This window comes from Streptomyces sp. NPDC048389, assembly GCF_040706335.1.
Taxonomy (GTDB): domain Bacteria; phylum Actinomycetota; class Actinomycetes; order Streptomycetales; family Streptomycetaceae; genus Streptomyces.
In genome coordinates, this window is sequence record NZ_JBEZKP010000009.1 from 40,406 (window position 1) to 59,819 (window position 19,414).

The window sequence follows — 19,414 nt, forward strand, 5'->3', positions numbered from 1 at the left end:
GCCGCCGTCAGCTATCAATGGCCTATTCCGTCCGCATATGCACCACTGGTGCGGACGGGCCGCGCTGTGCGCGAAAGGCCGTACGGCCACGAGGAGCCCCATGTCCCGACCGTCCCGACCGTCCCGGCCCCGCCTGTCCACCCTGGTCTCCGCCTGCGCCGTCATCTCCGCGCTGACCGCCCCCCTGGCCGCCACCGTCCCCGCCGCCGCCCACGACACCGGGCCGGGGCCGCACTCCGTCGACCGGGGCGCGGAGCCCGACGCCTCCGACAAGGTCGAGGTCGACGAGGCCGAGGCCGCCGTGCTCGGCCAGGAGCACGCGGAGGAACACGCCAGGGCCCGCATGCGGGCCGAGGACCTCGGGGAGTACTCGCAGGAGATGCGCACCGCCCGCCTGGAGTCGCTCACGCGGTCACAGGCGAAGCAGAACGCGAAGTTCAAGGCGCGGGAGTTCGGCGCCTTCAAGGAGTACTTTCCCTCTCCCGACTTCGCCGTGCACGTGGCCCAGTTGCCCACCGGCAAGGTCCTGATGTTCTCCTTCGAGCGGGTCGAGACCAATCCGACGAAGGAGACCGCGCCCACCCAGATCATCGGCGAGGAGAACGCGGGCCGCGCCTACCTCTGGGACCCGTCCGAGGGCTCCGGTCCAGGCGCGTTCACGAAGGTCACCCCGCCCACCGTGAACATGCCGGACGGCAGGAACGAGCCCCGTCCCGCACCGTTCTTCTGCGCCGGCCACGCCTTCCTGCCGAACGGCATGCTCGGAGTCTTCGGCGGCAACCTCGGCGGCAACCACGGCGCGGGCGCCAAGCTCTCCCTCGTCTTCGACCCCTGGACGGAGAGCTGGTCGCTCAACGAGGAGATGTCGGTCGGGCGCTGGTACCCGAGCGCCGTCACCGGCGCCGACGGGCGGATCCTCATCATGTCCGGCCAGTCCGAGCTCGGCTGGGGCACGCCCACACCGGTCGTGGAGCGCTTCCCCGCACTGAGCCACGCCGTCCCGACCCGCAAGGACGACGTCCCGAAGAACGTCCCGGTGGACACCTTCGGCGCAGAGGCCCCGTACCGGCACGACTACCCCCACCTGTTCTCGCTGCGCGACGGCAAGATCTACGGGCTCGGCCGCGACCACGACCAGCAGTGGCTCTTCGACCCCGAGACCGAGACCCGCACCAGCCTGCCCAACAGGCCGGACGCCTTCATGCGGAACTACGGCTCCGCGGTGCCGCTGCCCGCCGGTTTCCGCGGTCCCGACTCGGTCCTGGTCCTCGGCGGCAACCGCGACGACCCGAACACCTACCAGCTCGTCGGCGGCCAGTGGAAGACGAAGGAGCCCCGGGCCTTCGGGCGGACGCAGGACGACACGCTGATCCTGCCGGACGGCACCCTGTTCACCGTCAACGGCTCCTTCGACATCCGCGACTACGGCAACGGGCTGTACAACCCGAACGCCGATCTGAAGTACCGGCAGACCGAGATGCGCGACACCGACGGCAACTGGAAGCTGGGCCCGGCCCAGCGGCTGCCGCGCGGCTACCACTCCAACGCCGTCGTACTGCCCGACGGCCGGATCATGGTCACCGGCGACGAGGCGCAGCAGATCGCCAACGACCCCGACATCAGCGACGACATGGACGGCTCGATCGAGATCTACGAGCCGTCCTACCTGCACAACGGCGAGCGGCCCGACCTCACCTCCACACCCCGCCGCACCGTCGACTACGACAGCCGGTTCAGGGTCCTCACCTCCACCCCGGAGGACGTCGAGCGGGCCGTCCTGCTCGCGCCCACCACGGCCACCCACGCGGTGAACTTCAGCCAGCGGCATCTCGAGGTGCGGATCAAGAGCCGCGGAGAAGGCTCCCTCGAGCTTCAGGCGCCGCCGTCGGCGGAGGCCGCGCCCCCCGGCTACTACATGCTCTTCCTCCTCAACGAGGAGGGCGTGCCCAGCATCGCCAAGTTCGTGTCCTTCGGCCCGCCGAACGGCCGCTGAGACCCACCCGGCACGAGAAACCGGGAGACCGACGGACCGGGAGACCGGCGGATTGAGAGACCGGCGGTCCGACAGGCCGACAGGCCGCCGGATCGCCGGGCCGCCGGGGCCGACGAACCCACAGGCCGACGAACCGACAGGCCGCCGGACCGCCGGGCCGACGAACCGACAGGCCGACGAACCCGATTGACAAGAACGGAGGCCGAGGACCGGATGACGGACCTGGCACTGAGGCAGAGCACCGAGATCCAGGGCGATGTGCTCGCCGGTTTCAAGAAGGACCATGTACAGCTGCTGTTCCTCAAGTTCGACGACGCGACGCGTGCCCGGACCTGGCTGCGGCGGTTGAAGCCGCGCATCGCCACGACCAAGCAGGTCGCGGCGTTCAACGCCGCCTTCAGCGCGGCACGCCGCAACTCGGGCGGCGACGACCCCCGTGCTCTCAACGCACTGTGGCGCACCGTCAGTTTCACCCACGGCGGGCTGCGGACGCTGACGGGCAAGGACCCGTTCCCCGACACCAAGGAGGGCACCACGCAGCACGCGTTCAAGGAAGGGTCGGCCCAGCGGGCGGGAAAGCTCGGTGACACGGGGGACAACTCCCCGGAGAACTGGCTTTTCGGCGACAGCCTGGCGCAGCCCGTCCACGCGGTGCTGACCATCGCCGCCGACAAGGTGGAGGATCTGCGGACGGCCCTCGCCGAGGAGCGGCAGGAAGCCGCCACCCACAAGGTGGTGATCATCTTTGAGCAGGCCGGCGGAACCCTGCCCGGAGACCGGGCCGGCAAGGAGCACTTCGGCTTCAAGGACGGCGTCAGCGAACCGGCCGTGGAGGGTTTCGACGAGCCCGACCCGAAACGGCCCGAGTGGAAGAAGGGCAGTCCGGGCACCCGGATCATCCCTGCCGGTGAGTTCGTCGTCGGTGAGCGGACCGCCGGCGGCACGCCGTCCGATCTGCCGCAGTGGGCGAAGAACGGCTCCTTCCACGTGGTGCGGCGACTCGGCCAGGACGTCCCCGGCTGGTGGGCCCAGATCGGCGCCCGCCTGAAGGAACTGAAGGCCAAGAAGGCGGTACCGCCGGAGGCCACCACCGAGTGGCTGGCCGCCCGGATGGTCGGCCGCTGGCGATCGGGCACGCCCGTGGCCAAGTGCCCGTACGCCGACATGCCCTCCGACCCGGCGGCCGCGAACGACAACGAGATCAGCTTCGCGGACGATCCGCAGGGTGAGATCACTCCGCTGTTCTCCCATCTCCGCAAGACCAACCCCCGGGACGGCCTGGTCTTCAAGGAGGGTCAGCAGCCCGTCCCGGAGAAGGGCGAGCTGGACGGCCGGCGCATCATGCGCCGGGGCATCCCGTACGGGCTTCCCTTCGACCCGGCCGGGTCGGGCGGCCACGGCCCGGACGCCGCCCGCGGCCTGGTCTTCGTCAGTTACCAGGCCGACCTGGTCAGGCAGTTCGAGTTCATCCAGAAGGACTGGGTCAACACCGTCGACTTCCCGTTGCGCAAGCCGTCGGTCGGCGCGGACCCGATGATCGGTGTGACGACCGACGTCTCTTTCAGAAACCAGCAGGTCCGGTTCGAGCAGTTCGTACGGACCGAGGGCGCGGTGTACGCGTTCACGCCGTCGATGTCGACGCTGGACCGGCTGGCCGACGGCAAACTCGCGGACGACACCCAGAAGATCAAGGTCCGGGTCACGGAGACCGGCAACCACGACATCTCCGCCGTCTCCACCTTCGACCTCGGTGACGAGGTCGACGCGGGCAAGGCGAAGCTCGTCCTCCAGGACGACGGCAGGCTGGCGGTCTTCGACGAGGACGAGGACCCGCGCTGGGCCTCGAACAACCCGCCCACGCCCGGTGCCCGCGCCGTCTTCCAGGAGGACGGCAACCTCGTCGTCTACACGCCGGACAACCAGGCGGTGTGGGCCTCGGGGACCCACAACAACCCGGGCTCCACACTCTCGGTCCAGTCCGACGGCAACGTGGTGATCTACGACAAGAGCGGCACACCCGTCTGGCACACGAAGACCCAGCACTGAAACGGCCGACGTCCGCAGGGGAGCAGGCCGCCGCGGAAACGGCGGGCTGCTCGCCCCCGCACAGGGCGGGCGCGGCGGCCCTCCTCCGCCCGCTGCCCACCCGTCACGCCGCAGGCGGCCGCGCGTCGGACCGGATGGGCGCCGGTGCACCCGCCCGGCCGGGTCGCACCGGCCGCCCCTGTCCGCCCGTCACCCGGGCAGCGCCGGCCGCTTGGCCGCCGCCTGTGTCCGCACCGCCCCCATGCTCGCCACGACGACCAGCACGATGGCCAGCCCCTCGGACGGCGAGAGCGCCTGATGGAGCACGAGGAACCCGGCGGTCGCGGCGATCGCCGGCTCCAGGCTCATCAGCACCGCGAACGTCGCGGCGGGCAGCCTGCGCAGCGCCAGCAGCTCCAGCGTGTACGGCAGCACCGACGACATCAGCGCCACCGCGAGCCCGAGCCCGAGCGTCGACGGCACGAACAGCCGCGACCCGGCCTCCACCAGCCCGAAGGGCAGACTCAGCAGCGCGCCGAAGCCCATCGCCAGCGCCAGCCCGTCCGCCTGCGGAAACCGCCGCCCGGTCCGGGCGCTGAAGATGATGTACGCCGCCCACATACCGCCCGCGGCCAGGGCGTACCCGGCGCCGACCGGGTCGAGCCGGTCGAAGCCGCCGCCGCTGAGCAGGACGACCCCGCCGAGCGCGAGCCCCGCCCACAGCAGGTTCACCAGCCGCCGGGAGACGATCACCGAGAGGGCGAGGGGGCCGAGCACTTCCAGGGTGACGGCCGCACCGAGCGGGATGCGGTCCACCGCCTGGTAGAAGAGCATGTTCATGCCGCTCAGCACGGCACCGAACGTGATCACGGTGGCCCAGTCGGCACGGGAGTGGCCACGCAGTCGCGGACGGCAGATCACGAACAGCACGAGAGCCGCCAGAACCAGCCGCAGAGTGACGACACCGAGCGCTCCGGCACGCGGCATCAGCAGCACGGCGACGGCCGCCCCGAACTGCACGGACAGTCCGCCCGCGACGACGAGGGCGACAGGCCCGAGCGAGCGCCGGCCAGCGGAGGGCGGTCCGGCCCCGTCCCCGGGCGCGCGGGTCGCCGCGCCCGCGGCCTCCGGCAGCACGACCGCCGCGGCGCCGGCCGATTCGCCGCCGCCCCCGCCGATGCTGGCACCCACGGACAGCGCCTCCTTCACCACAGCCTCCTGAATCGATCTTCATCCCGACCACCACCCGGCCGGCCGTCCCGGCCTCACCGGTCAGCCACCGGTACGTCTTCCCGCAGGCCACCGGCACGTCGCCACGACCGCCACCGGTACGTCTTCCCGCAGGCCACCGGCACGTCGCCACGACCGCCACCCGCACGCGCCCCGACCGCGGCCCGGTCCTCCCCACGCTACGGACCGGGACGAGGCGTGTGAAATGCGAATCTCGCTGCGGTTATGCTCCAGACGTATGAGCATCGAGCTGCGCCATCTCCGCTGTTTCCTGGCCGTCGCGGAGGAGTCGAACGTGACCAGGGCCGCGGCCCGGCTGAACCTCACCCAGCCCAGCGTCTCCCGCGCGCTCGCCGCCCTCGAAAAGCACCTCGCCGTCCGGCTGGTCGACCGCTCGACGCACCATCTCGAACTCACCGCGGAGGGCCGGGTCTTCCGCGACAGGGCAGCCGTCGCAGTCGCCGCCTTCGACGAGGCACTCGACGCGGGACGGCTGCCGCACCGGCCGCTGCGGCTCGGTCACGCCTGGTCGGCCCTCGGCCCGTACACGATTCCGCTGCTGCGCCGCTGGCGTACCGAGCACCCGGACACGGCGCTCGAGCTGCTGAGGATCGACGACCGTACGGCGGGGCTCGCCCGCGGCGAGGTCGACGCCGCCGTGTTGCGCGGCCCGGTGGACACGCCCGGTGTGACCACCGCGCTGCTGTTCACCGAGCCCCGGGTCGCGGCCGTGCCGTCGGACGACCCGCGGGCGACCCGCGCCTCACTGACACTGGCGGACCTCGCGGCAGGCCCGCTCATCCTGAACACGGTCTCCGGCCTGACCACGCTTGACCTGTGGCCTCCGGAGATCCGGCCCACGGCCACGGTCACGGTGGCCAACACGGACGACTGGCTCACGGCGATCGCCGCCGGCCGCGGCGTGGGCGCGTCGGTCGCCTCGACCACCCAGATGTACGCGCACCGCGGTGTCACCTACCGGCCGCTGTCCGACGCCCCGCGCGCCCCCGTCCACCTCGCCTGGCGCAGCTCGTCCCCGCACCCGGCGGTCCGTCACCTGGTGGCGCTGGCACGGTCGGTGGCCGCTGCGCAGCGGTGAGGCACGGGGCGCGTCACAGGCCCTGTGCACACTTTCCGCGAACCGTAGCCGTACTCCTCATCCCAGACGATCGTTTTCATCGCGCTGACGTCTGCGACCATCTCCGCGACAGCGGTATCCCCCTGCTGACGCAAGAGGACCGCAGAGGTGCCGAGAAGCCACTCGTCAACCGCAGAGATGGGTTCGGCTTATCGAACACGTCGGCCGGCTCGGGCGAGAGCGGCTCCTCATCACTCATGGATGGGATTGTCGCGCCCGCCACTGACAACCGCCCTCACATCGCGCGCAGTTGGCGAGCGACCTCTCCTACTCCGCCCGTACGACCAGAGCGAACGACGTACGGAGTCGCCGGAACGACCTGTGCCCGCTGCGCCCTGTGTGGCTCATGCACTCGACATCGACGGCGGCCGAATCCTCTGAGGGCGCGGCCTTCCACTCGCACCACAGGCACTCGGCCTCGTAGGTGACGTCGGTGTCCGGGTGCTCGGTGATGCGGTGCAGCACGTAGCGGTACGCCGCACGCAGGGCCGTCATCGGTGGTCCCGGGGGTGGTTTCGGATCTCGGCCGCGACCAGGAACGCCTTCCTGTCGTCGCCTCGCTTACGGGCCTGGCTCAGCTCTCCGTCCAGTGCGGAGCACACACCGCAGCCGTTCGCCGGGTGAGCCTCGAAGAGCCAGTCGTCGATGGGCAACTCGACGGGGGCGGTCTGATACCGCGTGGGATCGGTCATGAACGGGACGCTACGGAGCCCTAGTTGGTCAGGACGGGCGATATTCTCGATTATTCTCACGGTCCGGTTCGCTATGCCTCGACATTCCCTCGCGGCGGCCGAGACCCTGTGAGACGACGGGCTTCGACGAGTGAGGGGCATGGCCAGATGGCACGCAGGTTGCACTTCAACGGCACGGGCAGCGGGGGCACCGGATGTCCGTCCATCCACGAGGACATCGACAGCCGGGAGGTCATCGTCCACGGGCCGCCGCTGAAGGACCCGGAGGACGTGGCGCAGCTCCAGCATCTCTCCGAAGGCGAGGTGGCCGTCGTGGTGCCGCGTGAGCTGCTGGTCGACTACGCGCCGAAGGACGCGACTCGCGCGGCGAGGATCATCGACCTGGGCGAGTTCGAGAACCTGTTCCGGACCTTCCAGCACACGGCCTGGCGGCTGGAGACCCGACGCGGGTACGCCAACGACGAGGCCACCGCGACCTACCGCCAGTTCGTCGAGACCGGCGCGGCACAGTGGGACCTCGATGACGCGTATTGCACGATGATCCGCTCGCAGACTGGCCAGGGGAAGCGAGTGGAGCGGGTCCGCATCGTCGACGCGCCGCCGACGACCGGGCAGCTCTACCTTCTGGACAACGCCAAGCGCAACAGCGCCCTCGGCGAGGACATCAGGAACCTGTCGAGGGCCGACGCCGAGAGGTTGCGACTCCCTGCCGAGGACTTCTGGATCTTCGACTCCCGGATGGTCGCCAGGCTGAACTTCACAAACGACGACCAGCTCGTGGACGTGGAACTCATCACCGAGCCCGCCGAGGTCGTCGCGCGCTCCCTGATCCGCGACGCGGCATGGCATCACGCTGTGCCACACGAGACGTTCGCCGCCGGAATCGTCTGAGGGACCTCCGTCGGACCGGTGAGCACGGACTACCAGCAGGCACGCACTGCCCTGGGCGTACGCCTCAGGGAACTGCGCGCTGCCTGCCCGGAGGGCCGGCTCACCGGCACCCAGCTCGCTGAACGCCTCGGCTGGACGCAGTCCAAGGTCAGCAAGCTGGAGAATGGCCGCCAGACCGCCACCGCCGACGACCTCCGAGCCTGGGCGGCTGCGACGGGCCAGCCCCAGACCTTCGAGGAGCTGCACGCCCGGCTCAGGGGCTTCGAGTCCCACATCCGCTCATGGCGGCGGCAGCTCGCGTCCGGCCACCGCCCCGTGCAGGACACCTGGAACGAACTGGTCTCCGACGCCTCGGTGATCCATGAGTGGGAGCCTGCAATGGTGTCCGGCATGCTTCAGACCGCCGACTACGCCCGCCATGTCTTCACCCGGTACGCCGAGCTTCAGAACTCCCCGCGCGACACCGAGGAGGCCGTGCGCTCCCGCATGAAGCGACAGGAGTGGCTGTACCGGCCAGGTAAGAAGCTTCACGTCCTGCTGTGGGAGGCGGCCCTGCGCAGCCTGATCTGTCCACCCTCGGTTCTGGCCGCACAGCTCGACCGTCTCTCCGGGGTCATCGGCATGGACACCGTCCAGCTCGGCATCGTGCCCCTCGACGCATCGCTCAGGGTCCCTGCCGCCGATGGTTTCTGGGTCTTCGACGGCCGCCTCGCCATCACCGAGGACTGGCACGCGGAACTGTGGCTCGACGATGCCGACACCATCGCGACGTATCAGCGGGTGTGGAGGTCACTGAAGGAGTCGGCTGTGTTCGGGGCAGAGGCTCAGCACGTGATCGCACAGGTGCGACGGGCTCCAACTGGCTGACGGCTTCTGGTAGTAGGCCCAGCTGCCGCGCGTTCTTACGCAGTTCGGGAAGGGCATGCCCGGGTGGGAGGGCCAACGCAGGAGTAGGGCATTGGGCAGCGAAGGAACGGGCCCCAGCAGACTCGACGCGGCCAGGCGCGCAGGCGCTGCGGGTGGCCGTCGCGGTGGTCGTCCGCGACAGCGACGTCCTACTGGTGTGTCGGCGGGACGACGACGCTGCTGGAATCACGTGGCAGTTCCCAGCCGGGGTCATCAAGCCGGGAGGCAAGGCGGAGACCACCACCGTGTGGGAGACCTCGGACGAGACGGGTGTCCACTGCGCGGTCCGGCAGAACCCGGGGAACCGGCTCCACGACGCGGCCGAGAACATCGCCGTCATGTAGGTCCCCAGAAACGCGGTGCCCCGCTTCATCCCCGTCGATACGATCTTCCCACCCATCCAGGCCGTCCTGGAGGAGCAGGCGTGACGAACCGGAACACAGACGAGCGCCCGGGCATCGCCGCCGCCATCGTCGTGCACGAGGGGCGTGTGCTCATGGTGCGCCGCCGGGTCAACGAGGGACAGCTCTCCTGGGAGCTCCCGGCCGGAGAAATCGAGCCTGGCGAGGCCCGCGAAAACGCCGCCGTGCGGGAGGCCCAGGAGGAGACCGGGCTGACCGTGGGGGCTGTGAAGCTGCTCGGCGAGCGGGTCCACCCGAAGACAGGCCGTCTGATGTCGTACACGGCCTGCGAGGTGCTGGGTGGTACGGCCCACGTCGCGGACACCGAGGAGCTGGCCGAACTCGCCTGGGTCGCCCATGGCGAGATCCCGGAGTATGTGCCGTACGGGCTGTTCGAGCCGGTGCAGGACTACCTCGACGCGGCCCTGCCTTCCTGATCGACCTCGGGCCGCAGCCACACGTACAGAGGAGCGCGTTGTCGCACCTCCCGAGGAGCCAGGTCAGAGCTCGAGGTCGGCTACCCATGGCCGGCAAGCCACCCGGCCTGGAAGACGTGACTGCGTCAGCCGAGCCACTGGCGCCGGCGGGCCGCCGGGTGGGATGCGCCCCCCGCGCCTCAGAGCGTCCGCCGGCGGCGTGACACCAGGCGCCGCCAGGCGAGGCGGAGACCCCGTACCGCCACGATCAGGACCAGCACGGCGGCGACGCACAACGACGCGCCGAACGCACCGGCGGAGCCGCCCCGCAGCAGTGAGACGGCGAACGAGCCCAGGCCCCTGGCCGTCACTCCGTCCACCGGGTCCACCGGGTCCACCGCGATCGCGGTCACCAGCAACTGCCCCACGAGGGCGGTGATGAGCAGCACCATGCATGCCCGCGCCAGCAGACTGACGATGTCGGCCCGCCCGACGATCCCCCGCATGGCATCCGCCCCTTCCCTCGTGGTCGGCCGCCCATCCTGCCGGACGCCTTGTCTCACTCGGCGTGCAGGCCCCCCGGGCGCTCCGCTCCACCGTCCCCGAGGACGCCCCCGGGGGCCTCTCCGAGGCTCGTACCGGGGCCGCCTGCGAGGGCGTCCGGGGGGCCGTCCCCGAGGCCGTCCCCGAGGCCGTCCGCCAGCACCTCGGCCAGGTGCCGGGCGCGGCGGCCGGCGAGCTGGTCGAGCTGGGTGCGGCAGGAGAAGCCGTCCGCCAGGATCTCGGTGCCCGCGGCGGCCGCGCGTACGGCGGGCAGCAGTTCGTCCTCCGCGCAGGCCACCGACACCTCGTAGTGGCCGCGTTCGAAGCCGAAGTTACCCGCGAGACCACAGCAGCCGCCGCTCAGTCCGCCCGTCAGACCGGCCCGCTCCCGCAGCCGGCGTTCGGCCACGTCGCCGAGCACGGCGTGCTGATGGCAGTGGGTCTGGCCGGCCACCGGGCGGCCGATCCGCGGCGGCCGCCAGTCGGGCGCGCACTCCTCCAGAGTCTGCGCGAAGGTCCGCACGGACGCCGCGAGCCGGTGCGCTCTCGGGTCGTCGCCCAGCAACTCGGGCAGGTCGGTCTTGAGGGTGGCGGCGCAGCCGGGTTCCAGGACGGTGACAGGCACGCCGAGTTCGAGCAGCGGCTCGACGACGTCCAGTGTGCGCAGCATGACCCGGCGCGCCCGGTCGAGCTGGCCCGTCGAGACGTACGTGAGCCCGCAGCACACCCGCCCCGGCGGCACCGCGATCCCGATGCCCGCCGCCTCCATGACCCGTACGGCCGCCCGGCCGACGGACGGCGTGAGGTGGTCGGTGAACGTGTCGGGCCACAGCACGGCGCTGCGGCCCGTCTCCAGCACCCGCGCCCGCGCGCCCAGGTGCCCGCGCAGCCAGCGGCGGAACGTCTCGGGGGCGAGGCGTGGCAGGTCCCGCTGCGGCGCGATGCCGCCGAGCCGCTTGGCGAGCGCGGCCAGCGGCCGCACCCGGGTGAGCGCGTTGACGGCGGGCGCCCACGGCGCCGCGGCGCGCAGCCACTGCGGGAGGCGCCCCATGGCGTAGTGGGCGGCCGGGCGGCGCCGGCCTGCGTAGTGGTGGTGCAGGAACTCGGCCTTGTACGTGGCCATGTCGACGCCGACGGGGCAGTCGCTGCGGCACCCCTTGCAGGCCAGGCACAGGTCGAGCGCGTCGCGTACCTCGGTCGAGCGCCAGCCGTCGGTGAGGACCTCACCGGCGAGCATCTCGTGCAGCAGCCGCGCCCGGCCGCGGGTGGAGTGCCGTTCCTCGCCGGTCGCCCGGTACGAGGGGCACATCACGCCGCCGCCCGCCGCCGCGCTGTCCGTACGGCACTTGGCGACGCCCACGCAGCGGCGCACGGCACCGGCGAAGTCGCCGCCGTCCTGCGGATAGCCGAAGGCGACGTCGACGGGTTCGGCGGGCAGTACGGAGAAACGGAGGCCGACGTCGAGCGGTTCCGGGCGCACCAGCATGCCCGGGTTCATGCCGCCCGCCGGGTCCCACAGGTCCTTGAAGCGGCCGAAGAGGGTCACCAGTTCGTCCCCGTACATTCTCGGCAGCAGTTCGGCGCGGGCCTTCCCGTCACCGTGCTCACCGGACAGCGAGCCGCCGTGCGCGACGACGAGCGAGGCGACCTCCTCGGAGAACGCACGGAAACGGCGGACGCCGCCCGGAGTCAGCAGGTCGAAGTCGATCCGGACATGGATGCACCCGTCCCCGAAGTGCCCGTACGGGGTGCCCCGCAGCCCGTGCTCGGCGAGCAGGGCACGGAAGTCGCGCAGATAGGCACCGAGGCGGGCGGGCGGCACGGCGCAGTCCTCCCAGCCGGGCCACGCCTCGCCGCCGTCGGGCGTGCGGGTCGCGGTGCCGGAGGCGTCCTCCCGCAGCCGCCACAGGGCCCGCACGGCGGCCGGGTCGCCGACGACCGTGCCGTCCAGGGCGTCGGCCGCCCGTACGATCCGCTGCGCCCGGTCCGCGGCCTCCGCGGCGGTGGCGCCGCCGGTCTCGACGAACAGCCACGCCCCGCCGCGCGGCAGCCCCTGTCCTGCGGGCACCAGGTCCTCCGCCATGCCCTCGACGGTCAGCGGGCCGAGGGGCAGAAGTCCGGCGGCGGCTTCGGCGGCGGCGCTCTCGTCGGCGTATCCGAGGACGGCGAGCGCACGGGCGCCGGGCGCGTCCACGAGCCGTACGGTCGCCTCCGTCAGCACGGCGAGGGTGCCTTCGCTGCCGCAGAACGCGCGGGCGAGGTCGGTGCCCTTCTCCGGCAGCAGGGCGTCGAGCGCGTATCCCGAGATGCGGCGCGGCAGGCCGTCGGGGTAGCCGGTGCGCAGCAGGGCGAGGTGGCGTTCGACGAGGTCGCCCAGGCCGGGCGGGGCGCCGCCGGGCTCCAGGCCCCGGGCGAGCCGGTGACGGGCGCCGGCGTAGGTGACGACCGACACGTCGTGGACGTTGTCGGCCGTCGTCCCCCAGGCGACCGAGTGGGAGCCGCACGCGTTGTTCCCGATCATTCCGCCGAGCGTGCAGCGGCTGTGCGTCGAGGGGTCGGGCCCGAAGACCAGGCCGTGCGCCCGTACGGCCCGCTGGAGCCGGTCCAGTACGACACCCGGCTGCACGTGTGCGGTGCGGGCGTCCGGGTCGACGCGGAGGACCCGGTTCATGTGGCGGGTGAAGTCCAGGACGACACCGGTGCCGGTGGCCTGCCCGGCGATGGAGGTGCCGCCGCCGCGCGGCACGACCGGGACGCCGTGCCGCCGGCACACCGCGAGGGCCGCGGCGACGTCGTCGGCGTCGCGGGGAGCGACGACGCCGACCGGGACGCGCCGGTAGTTGGAGGCGTCCATGGTCGTCAGGGCCCGGGCGGCGGCCGAGAAGTCGACGTCACCGCCGACTGCGGCCTTGAGCGCGTGGGCCAGTTCGCTCGTATCCCTGGTGTGTTCAACCATGCGTTCCAGGATGACGGCTGCACGGGTCACCGCACCGGCAGGAAACGTGCCACTTGCACTCGTTGTGTGCCGGGCCGCGCCCCCGATGTCGCGAGAGAAGCGCCACGACCATCCCCAACTGATCGTCAGCCCTCCTATAGTGTCGACGACTTCGCCGAAGAACGGCGGCTCCAGTTGCGCCCCCCGTCACCCCGGAAGGCACCACTCGATGACCGGCACCGCCAAGAAACGATGACTCGCGCCACCCCCCGGGCGACCCCCGGAAACGGCGCGACCCGCTCCCCCGCGGCCGTTGCCGGCGCACTGAAGATCGCCGTCGTCGGCGGTTTCGGCGCCGGCCGGTCCACGATGGTTCGCTCCGTCAGCGAGATCCGTCCGCTGCACACGGAGGAGGTCATGAGCACGCACACCCTGGTGGACGACGCCCGTGCGCGGGTCCCCGCCAAGACGGCGACCACGGTCGCCCTCGACTTCGGCCGCATCACGATCGACGAGCACCGGGTGCTGTATCTCTTCGGGACACCGGGACAGGAACGTTTCCGCTTCCTCTGGGACCGCCTCCTCGCCGGCACCACCGGCGCGGTCGTCCTCGTCGACACCCGCGCCGTCGCCGACGCCTGGTACGCGACCGACCGGCTCCACCGGTGCGGCACGCCGTTCATCGTCGCCGTCAACGACTTCGGCGGCCCGTTCCGCTCCGCGGACGAGCTACGCGACACGCTCGCCCTGGCACCGGGAGTACCGCTGGTCGAGTTCGACGCCAGGGACCACTCGTCCAGCAAGTTCGTCCTGATCGCCCTGATGGACCATCTGCGCGCGCTCGGCCTCGGTGACGGCCCCTGACCGGCGGGCGGGCAGCCGGGCACGGTCCCGGCCGGCGGCCGGTGGCCGTTCAGGGTGTCGGCGCGCCGGTGCGCGGCGCGCGAGACGCCGCCGGGCGCGGTGCGTCGTACCGGTGGGCGCGGCGCGTCGTACCGGTGGGCGCGGTGCGTCGTACCGGTGGGCCGACCGCCCACCGTCCCGGCCGGGCGTCGCGCGAGGCATCCCGCGTCCCACCGCAGGGTGCGGTGCGTCGTACCGCCGGGCCGGGCGCCGCGCGAGGCACAGGCAGGCATCCCGCGTCCCACCGCAGGGCGCGGTGCGTCGTACCTCCGGGCGCCGTGGCCGTCCCACCGACCGGACCGCGGCACCGTCTCATCCGCCGGACCGAGCCCCCGTCCGGCGGCCGGGGCGGTATACGCTCCGGAACGTGGCTGATATCCAGATTCCCGCTGACATCAAGCCCGCCGACGGCCGTTTCGGCGCGGGCCCCTCCAAGGTGCGTACGGAGGCGCTGGACGCCCTGGCCGCCACCGGCACCTCTCTCCTCGGCACGTCCCACCGCCAGGCCCCGGTCAAGAACCTGGTCGGCGAGGTCCGCGACGGCGTGCGTGAGCTGTTCTCCCTCCCCGAGGGCTACGAGGTGATCCTGGGCAACGGCGGCTCCACCGCCTTCTGGGACGTGGCGACGCACGGCCTGATCGAGAACAAGTCCCAGCACCTGTCGTTCGGCGAGTTCTCCTCCAAGTTCGCCAAGGCCGCCAAGCTGGCGCCGTGGCTGGCCGAGCCGACGGTCATCTCCTCGGACCCGGGCACCCACCCTGACCCGCGGGCGGAGGCGGGCGTCGACGTCTACGCCTTCACCCACAACGAGACCTCCACCGGTGTCGCCGCCCCGATCCGGCGGGTCGACGGCGCGGACGACGGCGCGCTGGTCCTGGTGGACGCCACCTCCGGTGCGGGCGGCCTGCCGGTCGACATCGCGCAGACGGACGTCTACTACTTCGCCCCGCAGAAGTCCTTCGCCTCCGACGGCGGCCTGTGGATCGGCGTCTTCTCCCCCGCCGCCCTGGAGCGCGCCGCGCGCGTCCACGGCTCGGGCCGCCACGTCCCGGAGTTCTTCTCGCTCCCGACGGCGATCGACAACTCGCTGAAGAACCAGACGTACAACACCCCGGCGCTCGCGACCCTCTTCCTGCTGAACGAACAGCTGAAGTGGATCAACGGCCAGGGCGGCCTCGACTGGTCCACGGGCCGCACCGCCGCCTCCTCGCGCGCCCTCTACGGCTGGGCGGAGGCGTCCAAGTACGCCACCCCGTTCGTCGTCGACCCGGCGAAGCGCTCGCAGGTCATCGGCACGATCGACTTCGCCGACGAGATCGACGCCGCGGCGGTCGCCAAGGCGCTGCGCGCCAACGGCATCGTCGACACCGAGCCGTACCGCAAGCTGGGCCGCAACCAGCTCCGCGTGGCGATGTTCCCGGCGATCGACCCGGCAGACGTCGAGGCGCTGACGACGTGCGTCGACTACGTGATCGAGAAGCTGTAACCGCGGGCTCGTACGCGGACGTGGGGGCGCTGACCGGCCGGTCAGCGCCCCCACGCGTGTGATCGCTCGATGGTGTGACGCGGCCCGGCTGCTCGAGGCCGGGGGCTGCCGCACGGAGACCGTCAGCGGCTGAGCCGCTGGAAGCGCCGGACCGCCAGCGGTGCGAAGACCGCTGTGATGACGACCGGCCACACGACCGCCATCAGCAGCGAGTGCTCCTGGATCCAGCTGCCGTCGCTCGCCACCGGGTTGCCGAAGAGCTCACGGGCCGCCGCGGCCGTCGACGAGATCGGGTTCCATGCGGCGATCGTGCCGAGCCAGTCCGGCATCGTCGACGGGGGCACGAACACGCTGGAGATCATGGTGAGCGGGAAGGCCACCGCGTAGAGGCTGCCGGCCGCCTCCGTGTTCGGGACGAACAGCCCGAGCAGGATGCCGACCCAGATCAGGCAGAACCGCAGAAGCAGCAGCAGCCCGAACGCGGCCACCGACGCGACGACGCCGGTGTCCGTGCGCCAGCCCATCGCGACGGCGGTCGCCGCCAGGATCGTCAGCTCTGCGCAGGCGACGACCAGGTCGTTGACCCCGCGGCCGGTGACGACGGCCGACGGTGCCATCGGCATCGAGCGGAAGCGGTCGATGACGCCCTTGGAGGCGTCGGTGACCACGGCGATCGCCGTGTTCATGAAGCCGAAGGCCATCGTCATCGCGAACATGCCCGGCATCAGGAAGTCGCGGACGCTCCCCCCGTCGGGTGACTTCATCGCGCCGCCGAAGACGTATCCGTAGAGCAGCACGGAGAGGATGGGGAAGCCGAGCTGCCAGGCGATCAGGACCGGCTGGCGCTGGTAGTGGGTCAGGCCGCGCCGGACCACGTTCCAGCAGTCGGCCACCGCCCAGTAGACGCGGCCGTGCCGGTCTTCCACGCTCAGGTCCGTCGCGGTCGAGGCGGTCGTCGTCGCGCTGGGCGTCGTCGTCGCTGTCGTCTCCACCGACGCGCCCTTCACGTCCGCCGTGTCGGTCGTGCTCATGCCGCTTCCTCCGTCGTCTGTGTGCCGTGTCCGGTCAGGTGCAGGAACACGTCGTCCAGACTCGGCCTGCGCAGTCCGATGTCCTCCACCGGGATCCGTTCGTCCTGGAGATTGCGCGCCACTTCGGTGAGCGCCGCCACCCGGTCGGTCACCGGCGCGTGGACCCGGCGTTCGACGGCGTCGGTCGTCGGGTCGGTGTCGGCGACCCGGGCCACGGTCTTGGCGATGGCCGGCAGGTCGGCCGTCTCGCGGGCGACGACCTCGATACGGTCGCCGCCGACCCGGTTCTTCAGCCCGTCGGGGGTGTCGTCGGCGATGGCGCGGCCCTGGTCGATGACGGTGATGCGGGAGGCGAGCCGGTCGGCTTCCTCCAGGTACTGGGTGGTGAGCAGCACGGTCGTGCCGCCCGCGACGAGCCGGCGCACCGCCTCCCACACCTCGCCGCGCGAGCGCGGGTCGAGGCCGGTCGTCGGCTCGTCCAGGAACAGCACCTCGGGCGCGAGAATCATCGACGCGGCGAGGTCGAGCCGGCGGCGCATGCCGCCGCTGTACTTGCCGGCACCCTTGTCGCCCGCCTCCACCAGGTCGAACTGTTCCAGCAGTTCGGTGGCCCGCTGTGCCGCGCGCCTGCCGCCGAGGTGGAAGAGGCGGCCGAACATCTCCAGGTTCTGCCGGCCGGTGAGCACCTCGTCGACCGCGGCGTACTGGCCGGTGAGTCCGATCCGGCGGCGCACCTGCTGCGGGGCGCGCCGGACGTCGGTCCCGGCCACCCGCGCCCGGCCGCCGTCGAACCGCAGCAGGGTCGCGAGGACCCGTACGGCGGTGGTCTTCCCTGCGCCGTTCGGCCCGAGCAGGCCGTGCACGGTGCCTCTCTGCACGGCGAGGTCGAAGCCGTCGAGGGCCAACTTGTCCCCGTACCGCTTCTCGACTCCTTCGGCCATCACTGCGTATTCGTCCACGTCCACCCCTCCACACCGAACCAACCGAACCAACCGAACCAACCGAACAGGCCGCACAGGCCGCACAGGCCGCACAGGCCGCACAGGCCGCACAGGCCGAGCCGACCGAACAGACCGCACGACTAACCGAGTACAGCGTACCCAAATGAGAGTACACCGTACTCAGTTTCCCTGCGCGGGATTAAGGTGAGGCCATGACGACGACGGAGACGAGTGGCAGCGGCGACATCCGGCGCAGCCTCGAGCTGCTCTGGGGCACCGGCGAGCGGCCCTCACGCGGCCCCCGGCCGGGACTGACCCTCGACCGGATCGTCACCACCGCCGTGGAGATCGCCGACGCGGAGGGCCTGGCGGCGGTCTCGATGCGCCGGCTCTCGACCGAGCTCGGCACCGGCACCATGTCCCTCTACCGCTACGTCCCCGGCAAGGGCGAACTGCTCGACCTGATGCTCGACCGCATCACCGGCGAACTGCTCGGCAGTCGCCGGCCCGCGCCCGAGGACGCCGACTGGCGCGACGCGGTCCGGGAGATGGCCGGTGCGCACCTCGCACTGCACCGCGCGCACCCGTGGCTGCTGAAGGTCAACCAGTCCCGCACCGTCCTCGGCCCCGGCGCCGTACGCGGCCTGGAGCTGTCCCTGACCGCCCTGCACGGCATGGGCCTGCGTGACCCCGAACTGATCTCGGTGATCATCGCCGTGCAGAGCTTCGTCTCTGGAATCGCCCGGATGGAGATGGAGGCCGCGGAGGCCGCGAAGCAGACCGGGCAGAGCGACGCTGAGTTCTGGCGGAGTCAGGAGCCCTTCCTGGAACGGGCGATGGCGACCGGCGACTACCCGCGGCTCGCGAACCTCTCCGAGGACGCGTTCGGCCCGGACTTCGACCACTTCGCCTTCGGTCTCGACCGTCTGATCGACGGCTTCGAGAAGCTGGTACGCGAACGGGCCGCGAAAGCCCCTTAGTCGGAGCGGACGGCGTTCCAGGGTCGGCCGAGGCGTGTCCCCGCGGGGATACCGAGGCGGTCGGCGTTCGCCCCCCTGTGGGCTCGTCCCGTTGCATCCCACGTCCCCCGCCGACCCCCATACCGATTGCGGTTGCGCAGCTCAAAGGCGCTGGGCATCCCGGGAAATCCCCTGCACGGCCGTGGGACGGCGACTGGGCCGTACGGTCCTGACCAAGCCCCCGCACTCATCCGGAACGGAACGTGAAGGCTTCGACCTGGCGGACGCGCGGGCCGCCAACTGGCAGCGAACGATGTACGGCTGACATTGGCACCGACAGCAGAGGGAAACAGGAAGGGAACGGATGAACATCCACGGGAAGCGCGTACGGGCCGCGGTGGCCTTCGGCGTCGCGCTGGCGGGCACGGTCGCGCTGGGCACCTCACCGGCCTCCGCGAAGGCGTCCGACGGCTGGGTACGGGGGTACGGCGCCGTCACCGACGACTGGTCCGACGAAGGCGTGCTCCACGACCGCTCCCGCGTGTCCAATGCCGTCTGTCTCTGGCAGAAAATCCTGTGGGCGGAAGGTGTGCACAAGAGCGGCGGGAAGAGGTTCGCCCTCTCGGACGTGAACGGCAAGTTCACGTATGACACCAAGGTCGCCACGAAGAACCTGCAGTACCGGTTCAACCTCGGCGCGGACGGCGTAGTGGGGCCCGCCACCTTCGGGCGGGCGGATGTGAAGCTCTCCATTTCGAGCGGCAGCACCGCCAAGGGCAAGAAGTTGTACCTCACCTACCTGGGGGCCGCACACAACTTCTCGATCGTGCGCAACACGCAGGGCAAGTACGTCTTCAAGGACAAGGCAGGCGACTGGCGCCAGGCGGGATACAACTACCGCACCTGCGCCACCTGACCCGACCG

The 19,414-nt window shown here is 71.5% G+C and carries 17 protein-coding genes and 1 pseudogene; 11 read left to right on the plus strand and 7 right to left on the minus strand.

Annotated features, from left to right (window positions below):
• The first annotated feature begins 100 nt into the window (after positions 1-100).
• Positions 101-1,993, plus strand: a complete 1,893-nt coding sequence (locus AB0903_RS09405; protein WP_366700667.1) for a galactose oxidase-like domain-containing protein — start codon at positions 101-103, stop codon at positions 1,991-1,993.
• A gap of 213 nt (positions 1,994-2,206) precedes the next feature.
• Complete coding sequence (locus AB0903_RS09410; protein WP_366700669.1) at positions 2,207-4,039, plus strand: Dyp-type peroxidase; 1,833 nt, start codon at positions 2,207-2,209, stop codon at positions 4,037-4,039.
• A 189-nt stretch (positions 4,040-4,228) separates the two neighbouring features.
• On the opposite strand, the gene AB0903_RS09415 is transcribed toward AB0903_RS09410, so the two are convergent.
• A complete protein-coding gene (locus AB0903_RS09415; protein ID WP_366700671.1) occupies positions 4,229-5,209 on the minus strand; it encodes an EamA family transporter in 981 nt (326 codons plus the stop codon).
• A gap of 277 nt (positions 5,210-5,486) precedes the next feature.
• Here AB0903_RS09415 and AB0903_RS09420 point away from each other — a divergent pair, with 277 nt between their 5' ends.
• Positions 5,487-6,347 carry a LysR substrate-binding domain-containing protein gene (locus tag AB0903_RS09420; protein ID WP_366700673.1) on the plus strand — a complete coding sequence of 287 codons (861 nt, stop codon included), beginning with the start codon at positions 5,487-5,489 and terminating at the stop codon, positions 6,345-6,347.
• Between the two features lie 306 nt (positions 6,348-6,653).
• On the opposite strand, the gene AB0903_RS09425 is transcribed toward AB0903_RS09420, so the two are convergent.
• Both AB0903_RS09425 and AB0903_RS09430 read right to left on the minus strand, forming a co-directional pair.
• Positions 6,654-6,881, minus strand: a complete 228-nt coding sequence (locus tag AB0903_RS09425) for a hypothetical protein (protein ID WP_366700675.1) — start codon at positions 6,879-6,881, stop codon at positions 6,654-6,656.
• Entirely contained in the window at positions 6,878-7,078 is a 201-nt protein-coding gene (locus AB0903_RS09430; protein WP_366700677.1) for a hypothetical protein, read from the minus strand. Before AB0903_RS09430 ends, AB0903_RS09425 begins: the two co-directional genes overlap by 4 nt.
• A 147-nt stretch (positions 7,079-7,225) precedes the next feature.
• Between AB0903_RS09430 and AB0903_RS09435 the strand changes: the two genes are divergently transcribed.
• The 4 genes and pseudogenes from AB0903_RS09435 to AB0903_RS09450 all read left to right on the plus strand — a co-directional run bounded on the left by AB0903_RS09435 (position 7,226) and on the right by AB0903_RS09450 (position 9,713).
• A complete protein-coding gene (locus AB0903_RS09435) occupies positions 7,226-7,969 on the plus strand; it encodes a DUF6879 family protein (protein ID WP_366700679.1) in 744 nt (247 codons plus the stop codon).
• Positions 7,970-7,987: 18 nt separating this feature from the next.
• A complete protein-coding gene (locus AB0903_RS09440; protein WP_366700681.1) occupies positions 7,988-8,836 on the plus strand; it encodes a helix-turn-helix transcriptional regulator in 849 nt (282 codons plus the stop codon).
• A 131-nt stretch (positions 8,837-8,967) separates the two neighbouring features.
• Positions 8,968-9,303 (plus strand): annotated as a pseudogene (locus tag AB0903_RS09445) (NUDIX domain-containing protein); the annotation flags it as partial.
• Entirely contained in the window at positions 9,300-9,713 is a 414-nt protein-coding gene (locus AB0903_RS09450; RefSeq protein ID WP_366700683.1) for an NUDIX hydrolase, read from the plus strand. The pseudogene AB0903_RS09445 and the gene AB0903_RS09450, both read left to right, overlap by 4 nt.
• Positions 9,714-9,892: 179 nt before the next feature.
• Here AB0903_RS09450 and AB0903_RS09455 read toward each other — a convergent pair whose 3' ends face one another.
• Positions 9,893-10,198: a hypothetical protein gene (locus AB0903_RS09455; protein ID WP_366700685.1), complete on the minus strand. Its 306-nt coding sequence runs from the start codon at positions 10,196-10,198 to the stop codon at positions 9,893-9,895.
• A gap of 53 nt (positions 10,199-10,251) precedes the next feature.
• Entirely contained in the window at positions 10,252-13,191 is a 2,940-nt protein-coding gene (locus AB0903_RS09460; RefSeq protein ID WP_366700687.1) for an FAD-binding and (Fe-S)-binding domain-containing protein, read from the minus strand.
• 231 nt (positions 13,192-13,422) lie between these two features.
• On the opposite strand from AB0903_RS09460, the gene AB0903_RS09465 reads away from it, so the two are divergent.
• On the plus strand, positions 13,423-14,034 hold the full coding sequence (locus AB0903_RS09465; protein ID WP_366700689.1) for an ATP/GTP-binding protein: 612 nt from the start codon (positions 13,423-13,425) through the stop codon (positions 14,032-14,034).
• Between the two features lie 406 nt (positions 14,035-14,440).
• Positions 14,441-15,559, plus strand: a complete 1,119-nt coding sequence (gene serC, locus AB0903_RS09470; protein WP_366700691.1) for a phosphoserine transaminase — start codon at positions 14,441-14,443, stop codon at positions 15,557-15,559.
• Positions 15,560-15,681: 122 nt separating this feature from the next.
• On the opposite strand, the gene AB0903_RS09475 is transcribed toward serC, so the two are convergent.
• Both AB0903_RS09475 and AB0903_RS09480 read right to left on the minus strand, forming a co-directional pair.
• Positions 15,682-16,590: an ABC transporter permease gene (locus tag AB0903_RS09475; RefSeq protein ID WP_366700693.1), complete on the minus strand. Its 909-nt coding sequence runs from the start codon at positions 16,588-16,590 to the stop codon at positions 15,682-15,684.
• Positions 16,587-17,531, minus strand: a complete 945-nt coding sequence (locus AB0903_RS09480; protein WP_366700891.1) for an ATP-binding cassette domain-containing protein — start codon at positions 17,529-17,531, stop codon at positions 16,587-16,589. Before AB0903_RS09480 ends, AB0903_RS09475 begins: the two co-directional genes overlap by 4 nt.
• 212 nt (positions 17,532-17,743) lie before the next feature.
• Here AB0903_RS09480 and AB0903_RS09485 point away from each other — a divergent pair, with 212 nt between their 5' ends.
• Positions 17,744-18,511: a TetR/AcrR family transcriptional regulator gene (locus AB0903_RS09485; RefSeq protein ID WP_366700695.1), complete on the plus strand. Its 768-nt coding sequence runs from the start codon at positions 17,744-17,746 to the stop codon at positions 18,509-18,511.
• 343 nt (positions 18,512-18,854) lie between these two features.
• On the plus strand, positions 18,855-19,406 hold the full coding sequence (locus AB0903_RS09490; RefSeq protein ID WP_366700697.1) for a peptidoglycan-binding protein: 552 nt from the start codon (positions 18,855-18,857) through the stop codon (positions 19,404-19,406).
• Positions 19,407-19,414: the final 8 nt, after the last annotated feature.